16 protein-coding genes are annotated in these 21,978 nt (G+C 73.1%); 7 read left to right on the top strand and 9 right to left on the bottom strand.

Annotation, left to right across the window (positions count from 1 at the left end; genetic code table 11):
- Window positions 1-128 precede the first annotated feature (128 nt).
- From ispG to ACGFIS_RS10005, 7 genes are all read right to left on the bottom strand, one after another.
- Complete coding sequence (ispG, locus tag ACGFIS_RS10035) at window positions 129-1,322, bottom strand: flavodoxin-dependent (E)-4-hydroxy-3-methylbut-2-enyl-diphosphate synthase (protein WP_392901853.1); 1,194 nt, start codon at window positions 1,320-1,322, stop codon at window positions 129-131.
- A 118-nt stretch (window positions 1,323-1,440) separates the two neighbouring features.
- Window positions 1,441-2,640 carry a M50 family metallopeptidase gene (locus tag ACGFIS_RS10030; RefSeq protein WP_392901851.1) on the bottom strand — a complete coding sequence of 400 codons (1,200 nt, stop codon included), beginning with the start codon at window positions 2,638-2,640 and terminating at the stop codon, window positions 1,441-1,443.
- A gap of 41 nt (window positions 2,641-2,681) precedes the next feature.
- Window positions 2,682-3,908, bottom strand: a complete 1,227-nt coding sequence (gene dxr, locus ACGFIS_RS10025) for a 1-deoxy-D-xylulose-5-phosphate reductoisomerase (RefSeq protein WP_392901849.1) — start codon at window positions 3,906-3,908, stop codon at window positions 2,682-2,684.
- A 744-nt stretch (window positions 3,909-4,652) separates the two neighbouring features.
- Window positions 4,653-5,858: an ABC transporter substrate-binding protein gene (locus ACGFIS_RS10020; RefSeq protein ID WP_392901847.1), complete on the bottom strand. Its 1,206-nt coding sequence runs from the start codon at window positions 5,856-5,858 to the stop codon at window positions 4,653-4,655.
- A 494-nt stretch (window positions 5,859-6,352) separates the two neighbouring features.
- Window positions 6,353-6,703 (bottom strand): hypothetical protein, encoded by a 351-nt coding sequence (locus ACGFIS_RS10015; RefSeq protein WP_392901845.1) that lies wholly within the window; start codon window positions 6,701-6,703, stop codon window positions 6,353-6,355.
- Window positions 6,704-7,111: 408 nt separating this feature from the next.
- Window positions 7,112-8,617, bottom strand: coding sequence for a CoA-acylating methylmalonate-semialdehyde dehydrogenase (locus ACGFIS_RS10010; RefSeq protein WP_392901843.1), 1,506 nt, complete (start codon window positions 8,615-8,617; stop codon window positions 7,112-7,114).
- A complete protein-coding gene (locus ACGFIS_RS10005) occupies window positions 8,614-9,921 on the bottom strand; it encodes an aspartate aminotransferase family protein (protein WP_392901842.1) in 1,308 nt (435 codons plus the stop codon). Before ACGFIS_RS10005 ends, ACGFIS_RS10010 begins: the two co-directional genes overlap by 4 nt.
- A gap of 147 nt (window positions 9,922-10,068) precedes the next feature.
- On the opposite strand from ACGFIS_RS10005, the gene ACGFIS_RS10000 reads away from it, so the two are divergent.
- The 3 genes from ACGFIS_RS10000 (at window position 10,069) to ACGFIS_RS09990 (ending at window position 13,770) form a co-directional block, all read left to right on the top strand.
- Entirely contained in the window at window positions 10,069-11,685 is a 1,617-nt protein-coding gene (locus tag ACGFIS_RS10000; RefSeq protein WP_392901840.1) for a PucR family transcriptional regulator, read from the top strand.
- Window positions 11,686-11,743: 58 nt separating this feature from the next.
- Window positions 11,744-12,532 (top strand): alpha/beta fold hydrolase, encoded by a 789-nt coding sequence (locus ACGFIS_RS09995; protein ID WP_392901838.1) that lies wholly within the window; start codon window positions 11,744-11,746, stop codon window positions 12,530-12,532.
- Between the two features lie 107 nt (window positions 12,533-12,639).
- Window positions 12,640-13,770, top strand: a complete 1,131-nt coding sequence (locus ACGFIS_RS09990; RefSeq protein ID WP_392901836.1) for a glutamate--cysteine ligase — start codon at window positions 12,640-12,642, stop codon at window positions 13,768-13,770.
- On the opposite strand, the gene ACGFIS_RS09985 is transcribed toward ACGFIS_RS09990, so the two are convergent.
- Entirely contained in the window at window positions 13,771-14,586 is an 816-nt protein-coding gene (locus tag ACGFIS_RS09985) for a TrmB family transcriptional regulator (RefSeq protein ID WP_392901834.1), read from the bottom strand.
- 225 nt (window positions 14,587-14,811) lie between these two features.
- The gene (locus ACGFIS_RS09980) at window positions 14,812-15,321 is read right to left on the bottom strand and encodes a helix-turn-helix transcriptional regulator (protein WP_392901832.1); all 510 of its coding nucleotides are present in this window, start codon (window positions 15,319-15,321) and stop codon (window positions 14,812-14,814) included.
- 201 nt (window positions 15,322-15,522) lie between these two features.
- On the opposite strand from ACGFIS_RS09980, the gene ACGFIS_RS09975 reads away from it, so the two are divergent.
- The 4 genes from ACGFIS_RS09975 to ACGFIS_RS09960 are packed head-to-tail and all read left to right on the top strand — an operon-like array spanning window position 15,523 to window position 21,885.
- Complete coding sequence (locus tag ACGFIS_RS09975; RefSeq protein WP_392970237.1) at window positions 15,523-16,770, top strand: hypothetical protein; 1,248 nt, start codon at window positions 15,523-15,525, stop codon at window positions 16,768-16,770.
- Window positions 16,767-19,217, top strand: a complete 2,451-nt coding sequence (locus ACGFIS_RS09970) for a tetratricopeptide repeat protein (protein ID WP_392901828.1) — start codon at window positions 16,767-16,769, stop codon at window positions 19,215-19,217. The genes ACGFIS_RS09975 and ACGFIS_RS09970 overlap by 4 nt, the downstream gene beginning before the upstream one ends.
- Complete coding sequence (locus ACGFIS_RS09965) at window positions 19,214-20,548, top strand: protein phosphatase 2C domain-containing protein (protein ID WP_392901826.1); 1,335 nt, start codon at window positions 19,214-19,216, stop codon at window positions 20,546-20,548. Before ACGFIS_RS09970 ends, ACGFIS_RS09965 begins: the two co-directional genes overlap by 4 nt.
- Complete coding sequence (locus ACGFIS_RS09960; protein WP_392901824.1) at window positions 20,545-21,885, top strand: VWA domain-containing protein; 1,341 nt, start codon at window positions 20,545-20,547, stop codon at window positions 21,883-21,885. Before ACGFIS_RS09965 ends, ACGFIS_RS09960 begins: the two co-directional genes overlap by 4 nt.
- Window positions 21,886-21,978: the final 93 nt, after the last annotated feature.

Genomic DNA, 21,978 nt, shown 5'->3' with positions numbered 1-21,978 from the left:
CGGACAGGGCCCATCACGAGTGGATGCGCAATCGTGACAAGATCAACGGAACTTCGTGATCAGCCGGAACGTTCCGCCGCCGCGGCCCCACCCGGCCGGGCCGCGCCCCGGCCGCGTTCGTTACCGCATCAGCCCACGACGACGTCCGCGCCGGGGCCGGTCACCGAGCCGTCCTCGCCGATCTCGATGCCCATCTCGTCGGCGATGCGCATGGCCTCCTCGATCAGGGTCTCCACGATCTGCGCCTCGGGGACGGTCTTGACGACCTGTCCCTTGACGAAGATCTGGCCCTTGCCGTTGCCGGACGCGACGCCGAGGTCGGCCTCGCGGGCCTCGCCGGGGCCGTTCACCACGCAGCCCATCACGGCGACCCGCAGCGGGACGGGGAAGTCCTTCAGCCCGGCGGTGACCTGCTCGGCGAGCGTGTACACGTCCACCTGCGCCCGCCCGCACGACGGGCAGGAGACGATCTCCAGGCCGCGCTCGCGCAGCCCCAGCGACTCCAGGATCGCCGTGCCGACCTTGACCTCCTCGACCGGAGGCGCCGAGAGCGACACCCTGATCGTGTCGCCGATCCCCTCGGCGAGCAGGGCGCCGAACGCCACCGCCGACTTGATCGTCCCCTGGAACGCCGGGCCGGCCTCGGTGACGCCGAGATGCAGCGGGTAGTCGCAGGCGGCGGCCAGCTGCCGGTACGCCTCGATCATCACGACCGGGTCGTTGTGCTTGACCGAGATCTTGATGTCGCGGAAGTCGTGCTCCTCGAACAGCGAGCACTCCCACAGCGCCGACTCCACCAGCGCCTCGGGGGTGGCCTTGCCGTACTTCTCCAGCAGCCGCTTGTCCAGCGAGCCGGCGTTCACCCCGATGCGGATCGGCACGCCCGCGGCCGAGGCCGCCTTGGCGATCTCGCCGATCCGGTCGTCGAACTTCTTGATGTTGCCGGGGTTGACCCGGACGGCCGCGCAGCCCGCGTCGATCGCCGCGAACACGTACTTCGGCTGGAAGTGGATGTCGGCGATGACCGGGATCGGCGACTTGCTCGCGATCGCCGGCAGCGCGTCGGCGTCGTCCTGCGACGGCACCGCCACCCGCACAATCTGGCAGCCCGACGTGGCCAGCTCCGCGATCTGCTGCAGCGTGGAGTTCACATCGGCGGTGAGAGTCGTGGTCATGGACTGCACGGACACGGGGGCGTCGCCGCCCACCGGCACGCTCCCGACCATGATCTGCCGGGACGTGCGGCGTGCCGCGATGGGACCCCGCGCCTCCTGACCGTCACCCTCGCCGCGGACGCTCGGAATTCCCAGTGAAACGCTCATCCCTCTCCCCTTGCTTGCCGGCCCCGGTACAAAGCCTAAGCGCCCCAGGCCGCTGAGATGACGGCGCCCCGGCACTCGGCGATGTGACCCTCCGGACACCGTCCGCCAACATTTCCGGTCACTCCGGTAGCTGGAGCGGATTGAACAGGTCGGCCAGGATCAGCAGCACGCCGAACCCCACCAGCAACAGCACGACGAGGTACGTCAAGGGCAGGAGCTTCGTCATGTCGACGGTGCCCGGATCCGGACGGCCGCGGATCCGGTTGAGACCCGCGCGGGCCCGCTCGTAGCCGACCACCGCGAGGTGCCCCCCGTCCAGCGGCAGCAGAGGCAGGACGTTGAGCGCCCCGAGGAAGATGTTCAGCGACACGACCAGCGACAGGAACAAGGCGATCTTATCCCGGGCGGTGGTGTCGGAGGCGAAGATCTGGCCGGACACGTCGGTCGCGCCCACCACGCTGCCGACCTGCCCGCCGGGCGTGCTCTCGCGCTCGGGCGAGAACAGCCTCGGGATCGCCGACGGCACGTCCACCGCGACCTCGCCGACCGCGGCGAGGGTCCGTCCGATGCCGCCGGCGGCGAACACCGCCGCGTTCAGCGGTCCCGTCCGCTCGTACCCGGCGCCGACGACCTTCGCGGACATGCCGACGAACGGTTCCCCGTCCACGTTCGCGAGCGTGACCGGCAGCGTCAGCGGCTCCTGCACGCCGGGCCGCCGCACCACGAGCCGCACCGTCTGCCCGGGTTCGGCCCGGTCGATCGCCCGGGTGAGTTCCTCCCAGTCGGCGACGGGCGTGCCGCCGAACGCGATGACGCGGTCCCCGGCGCGCAGCCCCGCCTGCTCGGCGGGCGACGGCGGCCGGCCCTCGCCGCAGCCGGCCCGTCCCCCCGCGGGCACGCAGGGCGTGACCTCGTCGACCGTGCTGGTCACGGTGCCGGGTTCGCGCACGCCGATCGTCATGGCCATCACCATGAGCAGCAGGAACGCGAACAGGAAGTTGGCGGCGATGCCCGCCCCGATGACGACCGCGCGGCGCGGCGCGGGCTGCCGGTAGAACGCGCGGGGACGGTCCGCCTCGTCGATCTCCTCCAGCGGCGTGTATCCCACGATCTTGACGAAGCCGCCCAGCGGGATCGCCTTGACGCCGTACTCGGTCTCGCCCCGGCGCGTCGACCACAGGGTCGGACCGAAACCCACGAAGTACTGCGTCGCCTTCATCCCGAACCGCTTGGCGGTGAGCAGATGCCCGGCCTCGTGAAGCATCACCGACGCCAGCAGCGCGACGACGAACGCCCCCGCGCCGAGGAAGAAGGCCATCCCGGTCCCCTTGGGGTTCGTCCGGGGGCGGACCCCGGGGGTCAGTCGGTCGCGGTCAGTTCCCTGGTCCTGGTCCGTGCCCAGCCGTCCGCCGCGAGGACGCCGTCCAGCGTCGTTTCCCCGGCCGTGCCCGGACCCTGCTCGCCGTGCTCGTCCACTACCCGCGCGATCGTGTCGACTATCCCGAGGAACGGCAGACGTCCGGCGCGGAACGCGTCCACACATTCCTCGTTCGCGGCGTTGTAAACGGCCGGGAACGTCCCGCCCAGCTCACCGGCGCGCCGCGCCAGCGCGACCGCGGGGAACGCCTCGTCGTCGAGCGGGAACAGTTCCCAGGTGTGCGCCCTGGTCCAGTCGACGCCGGGAGCGGCGTCCGGGACGCGGTCCGGCCAGTCGATGCCGAGCGCGATCGGCAGCCGCATGTCGGGCGGGCTCGCCTGCGCCAGCGTGGAGCCGTCGGTGAACTCGACCATCGAGTGGATCACCGACTGCGGGTGCACCATGACCTCGATCCGGTCCATCGGCACGTCGAACAGCAGGTGCGCCTCGATGACCTCCAGCCCCTTGTTGACCAGGGTCGCGGAGTTGATCGTGACGACGGGGCCCATGTCCCAAGTCGGGTGGTTCAGCGCCTGCTCGGGCGTGACGCCGGTCAGCTCGCCGCGGCCGCGGCCGCGGAACGGGCCGCCGCTCGCGGTCAGCACCAGCCGCCGGACCTCCTCGGCGCGTCCGCCGCGCAGGCACTGGGCGAGCGCCGAATGCTCGGAGTCGACCGGGACGATCTGCCCCGGCCTGGCCCGCTCCTTGACGAGGGGACCGCCGATGATGAGCGACTCCTTGTTGGCCAGCGCGAGCGTCCGTCCGGCGTCCAGCGCGGCCAGCGTGGAGGCGAGGCCGAGCGCGCCGGTCACCCCGTTCAGTACGACGTCGCACGGCCATGCCGCGACCTCGGCGACGGCGTCCGGGCCCGCGACGATCTTGGGGATGGAGAAGTCGCCGGAGGCGTAGCCGTGCCGCTTGGCCTCGGCGTAGAAGGCCAGCTGCAGGTCCTGCGCGACGGACGCCCTGGCGACGGCGACGACCTCGGGCCGGAACTCCAGCGCCTGCTCGGCCAGCAGATCGACGCGTCCGCCGCCGGCCGCCAGGCCGGTCACCCGGAACCTGCCGGGGTTGCGGCGGACCACGTCCAGCGCCTGGGTGCCGATCGAACCGGTGGAGCCGAGCACGACGAGCTCGCGGGCGCGCGCGCCGGGGCTTGAAGGAGACATCACCGCTCCATTGTCGGGCATGCCCGCGCTCCGGTCCCGTTCCGGCCGCGACTCGGCGGAACCCGGTGCGGGAAGGCGGAGGACGAGGGGGGCGCGGCGGCATAGCCCAGACGACCTCGGGCGGACGGGCGACACGTAAGGCTTTGCCGCCCTTTTCACTTTCGGTAGCGGTGACCACACACTTTCCCGCCTATAAAGGAGGCACGTGACGTCGACTCCCGTCGGGGGGAGGGACATGGGCCAGACAGGCGAGCCGACCGTGGACCCGGGCGGGCTGAGCACAGCCCAGCGCCTGGGGGACGCCTGCGTCGTCTGCCGCAAGAAGTGGCCCCGGCCGCGCGTACGCGTCGGCCGCCTGCCGGATTCGACCGGGGTGTTCGCGTGCGATGACTGCGCACCCGCCTCGCCGGTACCCCGCGCACGGCGGGGATCCCGGGAGCCTGTCACGGATGCCGGACGGCCGGCCGGGGAGCGGCCGCCCGAGCGGACGGCGGCGCTGGACGCCGTCGTCATGGAGGTCTCTCCAAGGAGAAGGGTGACCCGGGCATTCGGGGGGAAGTCCGGGACCACCCGACAGGCGCGCCCGGCTGGGGGCGGCCGGGCGCGCCGGAGAGACTCCTCCTGACGCCCGGGGACCGTTGAGTCGCGGCATAGCGCCCTTCCAGCGGTCCCGCAAGGGCGATCGAGGCGATCCGATCAAGGGCGATCAGGGGGGCCGGTGCACGCCGGCCCGGCCTCAGCGCGCTACAGCTTCGTGGCCTCGATCCACGTCTTCTTCCACTGGGCGTAGTCCGTGCAGTCGTTCTTGTCGGACTCGCCTTCACATTCCTTCGCCGGCGCGTGCGCGAAGGTGATCCGGTCGAGGTAGTCGCGGTCGCCGACATGGAAGGCGGCGCAGAAGCCGGGCTTGAGGCGGTCGCCGGAGCACGCCTGCGGGTTGGCGGGCGCCACCCCGGTCCACTCCGCCACCTGCTGCTGGACGTCCGGCGAGGCGGTCCACTGCAGCCACTGGTACATGCAGTTGGGGTGCTCCGCGCGTGCGCCGATCATCCACGCGTCCGTCCAGCCGGTCACGCCCTCGGACGGGACGACGCCGCGGACGGGCCGGGAGGCGCGGTTCAGGACGTCCACGTGGTAGGGCCACGCCTGCCCCAGCACGGCCCGCCCGCCCGCGAACGCGCTGACGGCGTCGGCGGGCCGCTCCCAGTAGTCCCCGACGTGCGGGCGCTGCTCGGCCAGCACGCGCCCGGCGGCTTCGAGCTGCTCGGGGGTCAGCGAGTACGGGTCGTCGATCTCCAGCTCGGGCTTGTCGCCCTTGAGGTAGAGCGCGGCCTCGGCGATGGCCAGCGGGCTGTCACGCATGACCAGCTTCCCGGAGTACCGGCGGGCCCGCCCGGGATCGAACAGCGCGGCCCAGCTCGCCGGCGGCGGGACGGCCCCGGTGTCGTACATGATCAGGTTCGAGCCCCACACGTACGGGATGCCGTACTGCTTGCCGTCCCGCTTGAGCAGGCCGCGCAGCTTCGGCTCCAGCTTCTTGTAGCCGTCGACGAGGTCGGTGTTGACGGGGGCGACCTGGTTCTCGGTGATCAGCCGCCCGGCGACCTCGGGCGGCGCCGCGACGCCGTCGTAGCGGCGGTCCTCGTCGCGCATCAGGTCGGCCATCTCCTCGGCCGTCTTGACGACCTTCAGCCCGATCTTGCAGCCGGTGCGCTCCTGGAACGGGGTGACCCAGTCGACCCGCGGGTCGCTGGTGCCGCTCTCGATCGATCCGGGGAGGGTGACGAGGTTGAGCATCCCCTCGCCCGGCCCGAGCGTGCTCGCCACCTTGGCGACACCGACCGGCTCGTCGTCTCCGCCGCTGCAGGCGGCGAGGCCCGCGGCGGCGAGCGCGGTGGCCGCCGCCAGGGCCGACCACACCCTGACCCGCGCCGTGGCCTTCAGCCGCATGTCGCTCCCGATCCGTGCCCGGGGCCCTCCCCCTCGTGAACGGGCCCGTCGGCGAGCGTAGCGTCTCCGCCGCGGGGAGGCGGACCCGTACCCGTCCCGGACGGCGGTCCGCTCCGCGCCCGGCCGCCATTCCGGCGCGTCCCGGCGAGCGCGGACGAGCCGATCGCCGGTTTTCTTCGACTTCTCCTCCGACTCGCGGCGAAGCGCGGGCGATTACCGAAGATCACGACTCCGGTGTTTCCCGTTGTGTTTCTCAAAGGTAAGGCCGGTGTGTCCATTGACCGGCGATTCCCGTCCGAGTTTCCGTGGCCGATTGCCCTATCGGCGTTTTCGGACGGGTTGTTAATCGAGAAACCGCCACGACCCCGGAGGACGGTGGGTGCCGACGTCCGCGCCATACACGGAGGTTGCTGGAGAGGGATATGGCGCGGGCTGCCGTCCGTCCCGGGGCCGCGGCGGCACCGGCGGGCGTGGCGAGGTTGGGGAACAGCGGATCACCTTGCAGTGCTGCCTGGCCACGCGATCGCCGGTACCCGGCCGAACGGCGACGGTGTGACGCCCTCGAGACGGAGGAGATTCGAGGGACGTCGCACGTCAGGCCGGGTGTCGCGGGGATTCTGCGGAAGATCGTGGTCGATCAGGGGGCGGCTCGTTGCGGCGTGCTTGACCACCTCGATCCGTGCGATGAGCCGTTGCGGGGTGTCGGCTTCCAGGAAGTCGCCGACGTCGCGGTCCTTCGGCGGCAGTGCCCACCAGTGGCCGGTGAACGGGCCGAACCAAATGGTCCAGCCCGGAAATCGCCTTGCGAGCGCGTCCACCTCTGCTGCGTGGTCGGCTGCGGTCATAGCGCGGCGCTCCTGCACATCGGCCCCACCGGACCCGGGCGGCTCCGGACCTCATGTTTCTGACTGCGGACTCTGACTTTTAATTTCGCCTCATTTAATGCAGACAGTCAGATTGTGTCGCCCGCCACAGAGCCCGTCAATGGGTGTTGGCATTATTCGTCCTCCGCCGCCGGACGAAAATTGACGACGAAAAGCGACGGTCGTGGGAAAATCCCGTACGGTTCCTGCCTGCGCGTTCTCACGCTGGGCGAACGGTTCTCACGCCATGCGATCCCGGCGCGCTCACTTTGATGACTTTTGCCACTTTTTGAGCGATTCGCCGTTTTCGCCGGACGAACGTGCCGACGAGCGTGCGGCCGGTCAGGGGGACCGGCCGCACGCCGGGCCGATCCGCAGGAAGGGACCGGTTCAGCCGCTGGTCGGGAAGCCCAGGTTCACCCCGCCGTGACTCGGGTCCGGCCATCGGGCGGTGACGGCCTTCGTCCGCGTGTAGAAGTGGACGCCCTCCATCCCGTGAGCGTGGCTGTCACCGAACAGTGAGTCCTTCCAGCCGCCGAAGGAGTAGTAAGCCATCGGAACCGGGATCGGCACGTTGACGCCGACCATCCCGACCTCCACCTCGTTCTGGAAGCGGCGCGCGGCCCCGCCGTCGTTGGTGAAGATCGCGGTGCCGTTGCCGTACGGGTTGCCCGAGATCAGCTCCATGGCCTCCTCGTAGGAGCCGGCCCGCACGACCGACAGCACCGGCCCGAAGATCTCGTCCTTGTAGGCGTCCATCTCCGGGGTGACGTGGTCGAGGACGGTGGGACCGAGCCAGAACCCGTCCCCCGCGCCGCCGAGGACGTCCGGGGCGCGGCCGTCGACGGCGAGGGTGGCGCCCTGCGCGACCCCGCCGTCCAGGTAGGACGCGACCTTGTCGCGGTGCGCCCGCGTGACGAGCGGCCCCATGTCCGACTCGGGGTCGTCGCCCGGCCCGACCCTCAGCTTCGCCACCCGTTCGCGGATCCCGGCCATCAGCTCGTCCCCGGCCGGGTCGACGGCGACGACCACGGAGATCGCCATGCACCGCTCCCCCGCCGAGCCGAACCCGGCCGACACGGCGGCGTCCGCGGCGAGATCGAGATCGGCGTCCGGCAGCACGAGCATGTGGTTCTTCGCTCCGCCGAGCGCCTGCACCCGCTTGCCGTTCGCCGCCGCCGTCGCGTAGATGCGGCGGGCGATCGGGGTGGAGCCGACGAAGCTGACCGCCTTGACGTCCGGATGGTGCAGCAGCCCGTCCACCGCGGCCTCGTCCCCGTGGAGCACGTTGAACACCCCGTCCGGCAGCCCCGCCTCGGCCCACAGCTCCGCGATCCGGACCGACGCCGACGGGTCCTTCTCCGACGGCTTGAGGACGAACGTGTTCCCGCACGCGATCGCCACGGGGAACATCCACATCGGCACCATCGCCGGGAAGTTGAACGGGGTGATCCCGGCGGCCACGCCGAGCGGCTGCAGTATCGAGTAGGCGTCCACGCGGGTCGAGACGTTCTCCGAGAACCCGCCCTTGAGCAGGTGCGGGATGCCGCAGGCGAACTCCACGACCTCCAGGCCGCGGGCCACCTCGCCCGCCGCGTCCGAGACCACCTTGCCGTGCTCGGACGAGATCAGCCGGGCCAGCTCGTCCCGGTGCCCGCTCACCAGCTCGCGGAACCTGAACAGCACCGCCGTCCGCTGCGAGAGCGAGGCGTCCCGCCAGCCGGGGAACGCGGCCTTGGCGGCGGCGACCGCCGCGTCGACCTCGGGTCGCGCGGCGAAGTCCACGGTCCCGGCGAGGCGTCCCGACGCGGGCTCGTAGACGTCGCCGCGCCGCTCGGCCCGCCCCGCGTGCGGCTTCCCGCCGATCCAGTGCGTGACGTGCTTGCTCTCGGTCATGAGACGGCCTCCCCGGTCACCGCGTCCAGGGATGCGATCAGGATCGCGAGGCCCTCGGCGGCCTCGGCGTCGGTCAGGTTCATCGGCGGCGCCATGCGCAGCACGTTGCCGTACAGGCCGCCCTTGCCGATCAGCAGCCCGCGCTCGCGGGCCGCCTCCATCACCGCCGCGGCGATCGGCGGGCTCGCCTCTCCGGTCACCGGGTCGGCCAGCTCGATCGCGAACATCAGGCCCTTGCCGCGCACCTCCTTGACGAAGGGGAACCGGCCGGCCGCCGACCGCAGCCCGCCCACGATCGTGGCGCCCTGTTTCGCCGCGTTGGCCTGCAGATCGTGGTCCAGGACGTAGTCGAGGGTCGCGTTCGCGGCGGCCGTCGAGACCGGGTTGCCGCCGAACGTGGAGACGCCGAGGGCGTGCAGGGAGTCCATCAGCTCGCCCCGCGCGACGACGCCGCCGATGGTGAACCCGTTCCCGAGGCCCTTGGCGAACGTCATCATGTCCGGGGTCACGCCGTGGTTCTGGATGCCCCAGAAGCTCTGGCCCGTCCGCCCCCAGCCCGTCTGGACCTCGTCGGAGACGAACAGGATCCCGGACTCGTCCAGGACGGTCTTGTACGCGGCGAACAGGCCGTCCGGCGGCATCGTGAACCCGCCGACGCCCTGGACCGGCTCGGCGATGAGCGCGGCGACGTCCCCGCCGGTCGCGGTCGCGAGGACGTGCCGCAGATCCTGCACGCACGCGTCGATGTACGCCTCGTCCGGCATTCCGGCGAACTGCGGGAGGTGCCGGTCGGCGCCGTGCAGGAAATGCACGTTCAGCGGCGAGTAGGACACGTTCGTCCAAGCCCGGTTGCCGGTGACGCCCGTCGTCCCGAACGACCGGCCGTGGTAGCTCTGCCGCATCGCCAGGACCTGGTCGCTGCGCCGCGCGTACGCGGCCAGCAGCAGCGCCGTCTCGTTGGCCTCCGTCCCGGAGTTGGCGAAGAACACCTTCGCGTCCGGGATGCCCGACAGGCGGGCGATCTTCTCGGCCAGCTCGACCTGGCCGCGCAGCAGGTACGCGGTGGAGGTGTGCACGACGCCGGTGGCGAGCTGCCGCTCCACCGCCTCCCGCACTTCGGGGACGTCGTAACCGAGCATGTTCGTGAGGATGCCGGTGAAGAAGTCGAGGTAGCCGTTCCCCTCGGCGTCGGTCACGCGGCTGCCCTTGCCGCCGACGATCTCGATGGGTTCGGTGTAGTTGAGCGCCATCCACGACGGCAGGACCGCCTTGTGGCGCCGGAGCAGATTCGCATGGTCCGACATGCCTCAAGTCTCGTTCCCGCAGGCCGCCGGGGCCACCCGCAGAGTGTCAGGACCCTGCGCCCGCGCTTAACGCTCTGCCGACGGGCTGACATCCTGTAATGGCGGATGCCTCGTCCTTGACACCCTGTAGGGATATCCTCGTCGTCGATGCTGCCCACTGTCGAGGACGTGCTCCAGCTCGAGGCGGTCCGCCGCGGACAGCCGCGCGTCGTCGCGGGCGGCGACCGCATCGGCAACCGGGTCCGCTGGGTGCACGTCGCCGAGGTCACCGACATCGCGCATCTGCTGCACGGCGGCGAACTCGTCCTCACCACCGGGATCGCGCTGCCGGACGAGCCCGAGCGGCTGCGCGCCTACATCGGCGAACTCGCCGACGTCGGGGTGAGCGGCCTCATGATCGAGCTGGGCCGCCGCTACGCCACCGTGCTGCCGCCCGCGCTGATCGCCGCCGCCGAGGACCACCGCCTCCCGGTGATCGTCCTCGCCCACGAGCCCGCGTTCGTGGACATCACCGAGTCCGTGCACGCCCGGATCGTCCAGGACCAGTTCGCGGAGCTGCGCGCCTCCGAGCAGCTCCACGAGATCTTCACCCAGCTGTCGGTCGAGGGCGCCTCCACCGACGAGGTCGTCCGGCAGGTCGCCGCGCTCGGCGGGCACCCGGTGGTGCTGGAGAACCTCGCCCACCAGGTCCTCGCCGCCGACGCGGGCGGCGCCGACCCGTCCGAGCTGCTGTCGGCGTGGGAGACCCGCTCCCGCGCCGTCCGGCCCGGCCGCCGCACCGGCTACGACGCGGCGTCCGGCTGGCTGGTGACCATGGTCGGGGCGCGCGGCGAGGACTGGGGCCGCCTCATCATCGACCTCGGCGCACCGCCGTCGCCCCGCGAGACCGTCCTGATCGAGCGGGCCGCCACCACCCTCGCCCTCGGCCGCCTCCTCGACCGGCACGCCGAGAGCGTCGAACGCCAGGCGCACGGGACGATCATCGCCCGCATCCTCGCGCACGCCTACTCCGACCCGCAGGAGGCCGCCGCCCGCGCCCGCGCGCTCGGGGTCCCGCTGTCCGGCCGGCGGCTGCTCGGCGTGGTGCTCCGGCACCGCGGCCCCGGCACGCCCGCCCCTCCGGCCGGGGAACTGTCCGCCCTCGCCGAGACGGCCGCCGCCGCCTGCAAGGACGCCCGGCTCGCGGCCCTCGTCGGCGTCCTGGACGAGGGCGGCCCGCACGCCCGCGTCGGCGTCCTGGCCTCCCTGCCCGCCCGCACCGACGCGGAGACGGCGCTCACCGACGTCGCCACCCGCATCCGCAGGCGGTCCGGCGAGACCGTGATGGCGGCCGGCTCCATCGTCGAGACGATCCGCGACGTCCGCCGGTCCTTCCTGGAGGCCGAGCAGGTCGCCGACGTCGCCGCGCGCGGCTCCGGCGCCCGCCTCTTCTACCGGCTCCCCGAACTGCGCCTGCGCGGCCTGCTGCATCTCCTCCGCGACGACGTCCGCGTCCAGACGTTCGTGGAACGCGAACTCGGGCCCCTCCTGGAGTACGACGCCGAGCGCGGCGGCGACCTCACCCGCATCCTGGAGCTGTACCTCGAATCCGGGCGGAACAAGGCCGTCGCCGCCCAGCAGGCGCACCTGTCCCGTCCCGCCTTCTACGAGCGCCTGCGCCGCATCGAACGCGTCCTGGACGCCGACCTCGACGACGTGGATTCCTGCGTCTCCCTCCACGTCGCCCTGCTGGCCCTCAGCTCCGTCCGCTGGGAACGCCCCTGATCCGGATTGGCCGGTGAAGGCCGTCCAGGACGGGCCCTCCGCGCATACGCTTCACTCCATGACCGACGCTGCGTTGCATGTTCATCGGTACGGGGATCCGGCGGGTTCCCCGGTCGTCGTGCTGCACGGAGTCACCGGGCACGGGGCGCGCTGGCGGCGGACCGCCGAGCGGTACCTGCCGGACCGGCTGGTCCTGGCCCCCGATCTGCGCGGGCACGGACGATCACCGCACGAGCCGCCGTGGACGGTCGAGCGGCACGTCGCGGACGTCCTCGCCGTCCTGGACGCGGAGGGCATCGAGCGGGCCGACCTCGTCGGGCACTCCTACGGCGGGATGATCGCGCTGCATCTGGCGCGGACGGCGCCGCGGCGGGTACGGCGCCTGGTCCTGCTGGACCCGGGGATCGGGCTGGACCCCGCGGAGGCGGCCAGGGAGGCACGCGGCCACATGACGCCGGTGTCGTTCGCCGACGTCGCCGAGGCCCGCGCCGCCCGCGCGGCGCGGTGGCCCGAGGCTCCCGGCGAGGCCGTGGACGACGAGGTCGCCGACCACCTCGAACACGACCCGGACGGCCGGCTGCGCTGGCGGTACGAGCCGGCCGCCGTCGTGACCGCGTACTCGGAGATGGCCCGCCCGCACCTGACCCCGCCCCCCGACATGCCCACGCACCTGGTCATCGCGACGCGGGCCGACCTGGTGCGGCCGGAGTTCGTCGTCGACTGCCGCTCGGCGCTCGGGCCGGGCCTCGTCATCACCGAGATCGACGCCGGGCACATGCTCTACACCGACCGGCAGGAGGAGACCGGGGCGCTGCTGGCCACGTGGCTGGGCGAAGGCGCCCGGTGATCTCCGGCGCGAGGCGCCCGCGACCTGGTGCCCCGTAGCCGGCGACCCGGCCGGGACGGATGCCGTCCAGGGTTGTACATCGGCGCGCTGACGGGCAGGAACACCGAGTGACCGTTCGTATGGACCCGCGCACGTTCGGGGTCGAGGAGGAGCTGCTCCTCGTCGATCCCCGGACGGGCGCGCCCCAGTCGATCTCCGGTTCCGTCATCCGGTACGCGCAGCGGCACGACGAGCTGTTCCTCACCGGCGGGCGGCGGTCGAAGCCGCTGGAGGCCGAACTGCAGCGCGAGCAGCTGGAAACGGCCACCCCGGTGTGCACCTCGCTGGGCGAGCTGTCCGACCACATCAGGTCCGCGCGGCTGGCGGCGGCCCAGTCGGCGGCCGGTGTCGGCGTCGCGGTGGCGGCGCTCGCGACGTCCCCGGTCGTCGTCCGCCCGTCATTGACCCCGTCGGACCGCTACCTCCGGATGGCCGACGTCTACGGGTGCTCCGCCGAAGAGCAGCTCACCTGCGGCTGCCACGTGCACGTCGGCATCGAGTCCCCCGACGAGGGCGTCGCCGTCCTTGACCGGATCCGGCCGTGGCTGCCGCCGCTGCTGGCCCTCAGCGCGAACTCCCCGTTCTGGCAGGGCGCCGACACCGGCTACGACAGCTGGCGGCACCAGGTGTGGGGACGCTGGCCGTCCAGCGGCCCGACCGAGTTGTTCGGCTCGGCGCAGGCGTACCGGGCGACGGTGGACGCGCTGCTCGCGACCGGCGCCCTGGTCGACGAGGGCATGATCTACTTCGATGCCCGGCTGTCGCGGCACTACCCGACCGTGGAGATCCGCGTGCCGGACGTGTGCCTGTACGCCGGCGACGCCGTGCTGATGGCCGCGCTCGTCCGGGCCCTGGTCGACACCGCCGCCGCCGCCTGGCACCGCGGCGAGCCGCCGGACCCGGTGCGGGCCGACCTGATGCGGCTGGCGATGTGGCGGGCCGGGCGGTCGGGGCTGCACGGCGACCTCGTCCACCCGTCCACCCGGCGCGCCGCGCCCGCCCGCGAGGTCGTCGACGCGCTGCTCGACCACCTGGCTCCCGCCCTCGACCGGTCCGGCGACCTGAAGTCCGTCACCTCGATGCTCCAGGACCTGCTGGAACGCGGCAACGGCGCGCAGGTCCAGCGGGCCGTCCACGCCCGGACCCGCGACCTCACGGCCGTCGTCACGGCCGCCGCCGACCGCACCGTGGCCGTGTAGTCAGCGCCTTCCGAGCAGCCGGAGCAGGCCCGGATCCGTGGCGAACAGGCGGTCCAGCTCGGCGGCGCCGACCCGGTCGGCGAGGATCTGCAGGACGATGTCCTGCCGGACGTACTCGGCGGCCATCAGGGCGACGGCCGGGTCGGCGGTGTAGATGCCCCACGCCACGCCGTCCCCGAAGCCGCCCACGACGGCCTCGCGCCGGTCGCCGACGACCACGATGAGCCGGTACCCGAGATCTTCCAGAACGGCCTCGGGCGCCGAGTAGCGGTGCTCATGGACGTTCCCGGGCCCGTCGAACGGTTCCTTCCCGAACGACACGACCGACACCTCGACGTCCCGGGCGGCGGCCGCCAGCAGCGGGCCGCGCAGCACCCGCATCTCCTCCGGCCAGATCGACACGAACAGGTCCCGGCGCGTACCCGCCACCACGTCGCCCGCCCGGTCGAGCATCGCGTCGGCGTCCTTGAGGTTGTGGATCAGGTGTCCCTGGGGCGCGGCGGCGACCGCCGGCAGCGCCGACCGCAGCGCGGACACCGACCCGTCGAACTCGCGCCGCATCCGGTCCAGCAGGGACTCCGGCGGCAGCGGAAGGTACTCGTTGGCATCGGACGACCCGCGCACCTCGTACGCCGCCCCGCGCGCCACGAGCTTGCCGAGCGTCTCGTACACGGTGCTGCGCGGCACCCCGGAGCGCTTGGCGACCTCGTACCCGTTGACCGGCCGCCCCGCCCCGACCAGCGCCACATACGCCTTGGCCTCATACCCGGACATGCCAAGCCGCTGCAGATGGTCAAGGACGTCCTGCACACTCACGGGCGCAATGCTACGCGTCGGCGCCGTGCCCGCAGGAGGGCGGCGCGCTGCGAACAAACAGCGCGCCGCCCTCAGCCACCGCCGCACCACGCGACGATCAAGACCGTCGCGATCGCGTCCGAAGGCAGGTTCCGAGCCTGCGAGAAACCTGATCGCGCAGCGAGCCGCAAGGCGAGCCGGAGCGATGCAGCGATCGCACCGCGGTTCCCGCCGAAGGAAGGCGCTCTAGCGCCTGACGCCGAGGGAACCGCCTTGAAAAGGCAGGTAGCGGTCGGCGCGGCGGGGGCGGGCGAGGAGGCCGGTGGACTCGACGGCGAGGATCCGGTCGAAGCGGAAGGCGCGGACGCCGCGCCGCATGCGGCACCAGCCGACGAGGTACCAGTGGTCGCGGTGGACGAGGCAGGTGACGGGCTCGACCTCGCGGATCGTGACGTTGGCGCCAGCGTCGCCGTAGCAGAGCCGGACGACGCGGTGCTCGGTGATGGCGGCGGCGATCACGCGGGCGCGGTCGGAGGTGGAGGCGTCCAGGGGCGTGGTGAGGGTGCCGAGCGTGGTGGTGACCACGTCGTCGGCGGGCGCGGCGTCGAGGAGGGCGTGCAGGGCCCGGCGCGCGGTCGCGGCCTGCGGGCCGGCGCCGAGGTGCGCGAGGGAGAGCGCGAGGGCGGCGATCTCCGCCGCGGTGAGCGGGGTGGGCGCGGTGGGCGCGGTCTGGGGGTGCGTCGCAACGTTCGCCATGGTTCGATCATACGTTCGAACACTGACATTTTGCAGTGTTCCGGCGCGGCCGGATCGGGTCGCGTGACGCAGTACGGGAGCGCGGGAGGCGATGATCGGCCACATGGTTGAGAACGCGACCGCGCATGGTGAAAACTTGGACACCGAAACGTGCCTAACTTGGGGGAATCGGGGCGGACATGGGCCATCGGCGGACCGGCTTTGAGTGACGCGCGCATGGGCCGCCCCCCGATGAGCCGCGACGAGGTGGACCGCACGCTGGCCCGGCTCCGGGACGAGAAGGAGCGCATCAGCACGGCACTGCTCGAACTGGAGGCCCACCACGGCTACCAGTTGCTGGAGGGGGCCGCACTGGACGGCGGGACGCGGCGCGTGCAGTCAGAGGTGCGTGCGGGCATGGCGTCGCTGTGGGGCCTGTTCGACCTCTACGGGCGTGCGCTCGGCGCCGCCGAGGACCTCCGCGCCCGGCATCCCAAGCCGGGGCAGGCGCAGCTCACCGAACTCACCCGGCTGCTCGCCGGGCCGTCGGTCGAGCTGCCCGTCACGGAGGTGCCGCTCGAACGGCGGACGCTGCTGTCCGTCCCGTCCGGGGAGAAGCTGACCCTGCGGGCCGCGGTCGAGCGGATGACCCCGCTGTACGAGGAGGTCGCGCAGGCGGTCGCGGCGCTCGACACGGTCTGGTCGGTCCTGCTGTCGCGGCTCGCCGAGGTGGAGGCCGAACGCCGGGCGGCGGAGGTGCTGCTGGACTCGCTCGGCGAGGCGGAGCCCGAGCTCGACCGGCTCCGCGCCGACCTCGACGCCGTCGCCGCCCTCGTGCGCGGCGACCCGATGGCGCTGGCGCGCGGCGACCGCGCCGACACCGGGCGGCTGGACACGATCCGCACCGGCCTGGCCGAGGTGCGCCGCCGCCTGGAGGAGGCGGAGCGGGTGCGCGACGGGTTCGCCGACCGGCTCCGCGGTGTCGCCGGCGTCCTGGACCTGCTGCGGCGGACGGAGGCGGAGACCCGCCGCGTCCGGGACGAGGTGCTCGCCAAGATCGCCTCACCGGTGCTGCCGGACCTGCCCGACATGTCCGCCTCCCTCGCCGACCGGCTCGCCGCCGTCGGCCGCCCGGGACAGGGCGCCGCGCCGCGCGGCGGCTGGACCGATCTGGCGGCGCGGGTCGCCGATCTGGAGAAGGCGGCGAACGGCGCGCTGGAGCGGGCCCGTGAGACCGCCGGCGTGATCCGGGGCCTGCTGGAGCGGCGCGAGGAGCTGCGCGGCCGGCTGGACGCCTACCGGGTGAAGGCCGCGAGGCTCGGTCATGCCGAGGACGCCGAGCTGGCCCGGATCTACGACCGGGCCCGCGCGATGCTGTGGACCTCCCCCTGCGATCTCCGGAAGGCGACCGTGACGCTGTCGGAATACCAGCAGGCCATCAACGCACGGGCGAAGGGAACGAACCGATGAGCCAGTGCACCGAGCCGGGCTGCGGCGGAACCGTCGACGGCGGTTACTGCGTCCTATGCGGCGTGGCCGCCTCCACCAGCCCGCCGTCCGCCCCTCCCCCGCCTTCCCCGCCGAACGGGTGCACGCAGCCCGGGTGCACCGGGACCGTCTCGGACGGGTACTGCGACGTCTGCGGCAATCCACCGGCGAGCGCCCCGGGCGTGCCCGCCCCCCGTCCTCCGGTCGCCCTGCCCGACGACGGGTGCCGCCAGCCCGGCTGCACCGGAACGATCATGGACGGCTACTGCGACGTGTGCGGCTCGCCGCCCGCCCACACGACCCTGACGGCACGGGCCGACGGCACGGGCACGGCGGGCGGTTCCGCCACGGGCGGCACGCGGACGGGCAGCACCCGCACCGGGTCGGCGCGCTCGTCCGGACGCCGCGGGATGCTCGGTGCCGGGCTCGTCGAGGTGCCGCGCGTCCCGTACCGCGACCCGTCCGCCGCGGTTATGCGCGACCCGCAGGTCGCGGAGGGCAAGCGTTTCTGCAGCAGCTGCGGCGAGCAGGTCGGCCGGGGACGCGGCGACCAGCCGGGGCGCACGGAGGGGTTCTGCGCCAAGTGCGGCACCCGGTTCTCCTTCACCCCGAAGCTCAACCCGGGCGACCTCGTCGGCGGGCAGTACGGGGTGCTGGGTTGCCTCGCCCACGGCGGCCTCGGCTGGATCTACCTGGCCAAGGACAAGAACGTCAGCGACCGGTGGGTCGTGCTCAAGGGCCTGCTGGACAGCGGCGACGCCGACGCGATGGCCGCCGCGGCGGCCGAGCGCGCCTACCTCGCCGAGGTCGAGCACCCCAACATCGTCAAGATCTACAACTTCGTCCAGCACGACGGCGACGGCTATATCGTCATGGAGTACGTGGGCGGGCAGTCCCTCAAGGACATCCTGCTCCAGCAGCCGCAGGCGCCCGGCGAGAAGCACCTCCCCCTTCCGCAGGCCATCGCGTACGGGCTGGAGGTGCTGCGGGCGTTCGAGTACCTGCACGCCCAGGGCCTCGTCTACTGCGACTTCAAGCCGGACAACGTGATCCAGTCCGCGGAGGAGCTCCGGCTGATCGACCTCGGCGGCGTGCGGCGGCTGGACGACCCGGACGGCGCCATCTACGGCACGGTCGGCTACCAGGCCCCGGAGATCGCCGCCGACGGTCCGTCCATCTCGTCCGACCTCTACACGGTCGGCCGGGCGCTGGCCGTGCTGAGCTTCCCGTTCCGTGGCTACACCAGGACGTTCGTCGACTCGCTTCCGCCTCGCTCGGAGGTCCCGCTGCTCCAGCGGTTCGAGTCGTTCGACCGTTTCCTGCGCCGAGCGACGCACAGGGATCCGGCGGAGCGGTTCCAGGACGCGGCGGAGATGGCCGAGCAGCTCACCGGTGTGCTGCGGGAGGTCCTGGCCGCGCAGGGCGGTGCGCCGCCTCCGGCCCCGTCCGGGCTGTTCGGGCCGGAGCGGTTCGCGACGCGGATGGCGGGCGGCGAGTCGGGCAAGTCCGCGCTGCCGCCCGTCCCGCCGGCCGTGGCCGCGGCGGCGCTGCCGGTGCCGCTGGTCGACGGCGCCGACCCCGCCGCCGCGTTCGTCTCGGGGCTGTCGGCGCTGGAGCCCGAGCAGGCCGCCGAGGCCGCGGCGAACGCCCCGTCCCGCACCCCCGAGGTCAAGCTGGCGCTCGCCCGCGTCCAGATCGAGCTCGGCCGCCCCGGCGAGGCGGCCGAGCTGCTGGACGAGGTCGCCGCCGACCGCCCCGGGGATTGGCGGATCGACTGGTACCGCGCGGTCGCGCTCCTGTCCCACGGACATGTGGACGCGGCCGAGCCGCATTTCGACCGGCTGTACGGGCTGCTGCCCGGCGAGGCGGCGCCCAAGCTGGCCCTCGCCTACTGCCGCGAAGCGAAGGCGCCGGGCGAGGCGGTCCGCCTGTACGAGATGGTGTGGCGGACCGACCGGAGCCACATCAACGCGGCGTTCGGTCTCGCCCGCGTCCATCTGGCGGCGGGCGACCGGCGCGCGGCGGTCGCCGCGCTCGACTCGGTGCCGAAGATCTCCATCCGGTACGTGCCCGCGCAGGTGGCGGCGGTCGCGACGGCGGTGCGGGGCCGTCCCGCTCCGGAGCTGACGGCGGCCGAGCTGGTCGCCGCGGGCGGCCGTCTCACCGCGCTCGACCTGGACGCCGAACGCCGCGACCGGCTCGCCGCCGAGGTCCTGGGAGCCGCGCTCGACTGGCTCCGGCACGGCGGCCCCGGCACGGCGGGCGGGGCACAGGGCGGCTCCCTGTTCGGCTCCCCGCTCGCCGAGACGCCGCTGCGCCGGCTGCTGGAGCAGACGTACCGGGAGCTGGCCCGGCGCACCCGGGACCGCGACGAATGCCGCCGGTTCGTCGACTTCGCCAACGCCGTACGCCCGAGGACGCTGCTGTGACAGACGATCAGAACGAGGCGGACCGGGCCGCGGCCAAGGCGGCGGAGCCGTCGTGCCCGGCCTGCGGCGCGATGGTGTATCCGGGAGAGATCTTCTGCGAGGAGTGCGGCCACAGGCTCGCCGACGCGGCGCCCGCCGAACCGGCCGGCACGGGCCCGGCGGACGGACGCCCGGACGCCACGATCAGGCAGATCTCGTCCTCGCCGTCCGCGGACCGCCGGGCGGCCGCGCGGCCGTGCCCGGGCTGCGGCGGTACGGCGATCGACGCGGACGGCTACTGCGAGACCTGCGGGCTGCGCCAGCCCGCGGAACGCGACCATGTCGAGATCGAGCTTCCGGCGGCGGGAGCCGGGAACGGGTCCCGGCCGGTGATCGCGGCGGGTGCGAGCGACCGCGGCCGGCGCTACCCCCGCAACGAGGACGCGCTCGCCATCGCCGCCCACTCCGCCGGGGTCGCGGCCGTGGTGGCCGACGGCGTCGGCTCCTCGCAGCGTCCCGAGGACGCCTCCCGCGCTGCCGCCGACACCGGCGCGGCCGAACTGGTGGCGCTCCTCGACTCCGGCGAGGATCCCGAGGACGCCACCCGCGGCGCGGCGCTCAGCGCGGCTGCGGCGGTCGCCGCGCTGGCCACGTCGCCGTCCGACGCGCCGTCGTGCACGTACGTGTCGGCGGTGACGCGCGGCCCGGTGGTCACCGTCGGCTGGATCGGCGACAGCCGCGTCTACTGGCTGTCCGCGGACGGCGCGGTCGACCCGGGCGACCCCGGCGGGGACGGCGAAGACGGCGCGCAGGAGCCGGCCCCGGACGAGTCGGGCGCGGACGCCGCGGAGGTGAGCACCGGCGACATGGCGGAGCTCGGCCCGTCCCGCAGGCTCACCGAGGACGACTCGTGGGCCGCGTTCATGGTCGCCCAGGGCTCGCTGACCGAGGCGGAGGCGGAGCAGCACCCCAACGCGCACGTCATCACGGCGTGGCTGGGCGCCGACGCCGGACAGGTCAGCCCGCACGTGGCGACGTTCCGCCCGGCGGGCCCCGGCACGCTCCTGGTCTGCAGCGACGGCCTGTGGAACTACTTCCCGGCGGCCCGCGACATCGCGGCGCTGCTGGCCGCCGGTCCCGGCGCCGTGAACGGGACGGGCGGTCCCGCACCGGATCCGGGGCACGACCCGGCGGCCGACCCGCTCGGCGTCGCGCGGGCGCTGGTCCGCCACGCCCTGGACGCGGGCGGCCGCGACAACATCACGGTCGCGGTGATCCCGCTGCCGTCCCCCACCTCCCCGCAGAGCCGCATCCATGAGAGCACCCCGGAGAGCACGGAGCAGCCCCGATGAGCGAGCAGCCACAGTTCACCGTCAAGATCGACCAGAACAAGTTCCTGCCCGAGGGCGGCCGCGAGGTGCACGCCATCGTGTCCGTGGAGGCGACCGCCGAGGGCGGCGTCGCGGCGGCCGCGTCCACCGCGAAGGCGTCCGAGGTCATCATCATCGACACCTCGGGCTCGATGTCCTACCCCGACACCAAGCTGCGGGCGGCGGTCGCGGCGGCACAGGTCGCGGTCGACACCCTCCGCGACGGCGTGGAGTTCGCGGTCATCGCCGGTTCCAACATCGCCTCGATGGTCTACCCGCGGCACAACGGCCTCGTCGCCGCCGACGCGCAGACCAGGGAGCAGGCCAAGCGGGCGCTGAACGGCCTGAGGGCGTCCGGCGGCACCGCGATCGGGTCGTGGCTGCGGCTGGCCGACGAGCTCTTCGACGACGACCAGGGCGGCATCCGGCACGCGATCCTGCTGACCGACGGCAAGAACCAGCATGAGACGCCCGAGGAGCTCGACGCGGTCCTGTTCCGCTGCGCCGGCCGGTTCGTGTGCGACTGCCGCGGCGTCGGCACCGACTGGGAGGTCGCCGAGCTGCGCAAGGTCGCGTCCGCGCTGCTCGGGAGCGTCGACATCGTCGCCGACCCGGCGGGCCTCGTCGCCGACTTCCAGGCGATGACGGAGGCGGCGATGGGCAAGGCCGTCGCCGACGTCGCGCTCCGGGTGTGGACGCCGCAGACGGCGAGCCTGCGGTTCGTCAAGCAGGTCATGCCGTCGGTCGAGGACCTGACCGGCAGGCGCGTCGAGTCGGCCCCGCAGGCCGGCGACTACCCGCTCGGCGCGTGGGGCGCCGAGAGCCGCGACTACCACATCTGCGTGGAGATCCCGCCCGGCGAGATCGGCAAGGAGCTGCGCGCCGCGTGGGTCAAGCTGGTCGTGCCGGGGGCGGCCGGCGAGGAGGCGCAGGTCCTGGCGAGCGGGAACGTCCTCGCCCAGTGGACGGACGACGAGGTGCAGTCCACCAGGATCAACCCGCGGGTGGCGCACTACACCGGGCAGGCCGAGCTCGCCTCCGTCATCCAGGAGGGACTGCAGGCCCGCAAGGACGGCGACCTCGACACCGCGACCGCGCGGCTCGGCCGGGCGGTGGTGCTGGCCGGCGAGGCCGGCAACGACGCGATCACCGCGATGCTGCGCAAGGTCGTGGACGTCGTCGATCCCGCGACCGGCACCGTCCGGCTGAAGCGCGACATCGACAAGGCCGACGAGATGGAGCTCGACACCCGCTCCAGCAAGACCGTCCGCACACGTAAGGACGAGACCCTGACCACCCCACGCCCGGGCAAGCACTGACCATGGCGAACTGTCCCAACGGACACACCTCGCAGTCGCCGGACTACTGCGACGTCTGCGGCGAGCCCGTCGGCGCCGCCTCGCCCGGCTCCG

Origin of the sequence: Spirillospora sp. NPDC048824, assembly GCF_043198455.1 — a bacterium.
Lineage (GTDB): Bacteria > Actinomycetota > Actinomycetes > Streptosporangiales > Streptosporangiaceae > Spirillospora.
This window is presented reverse-complemented; position numbering and strand designations above follow the sequence as displayed.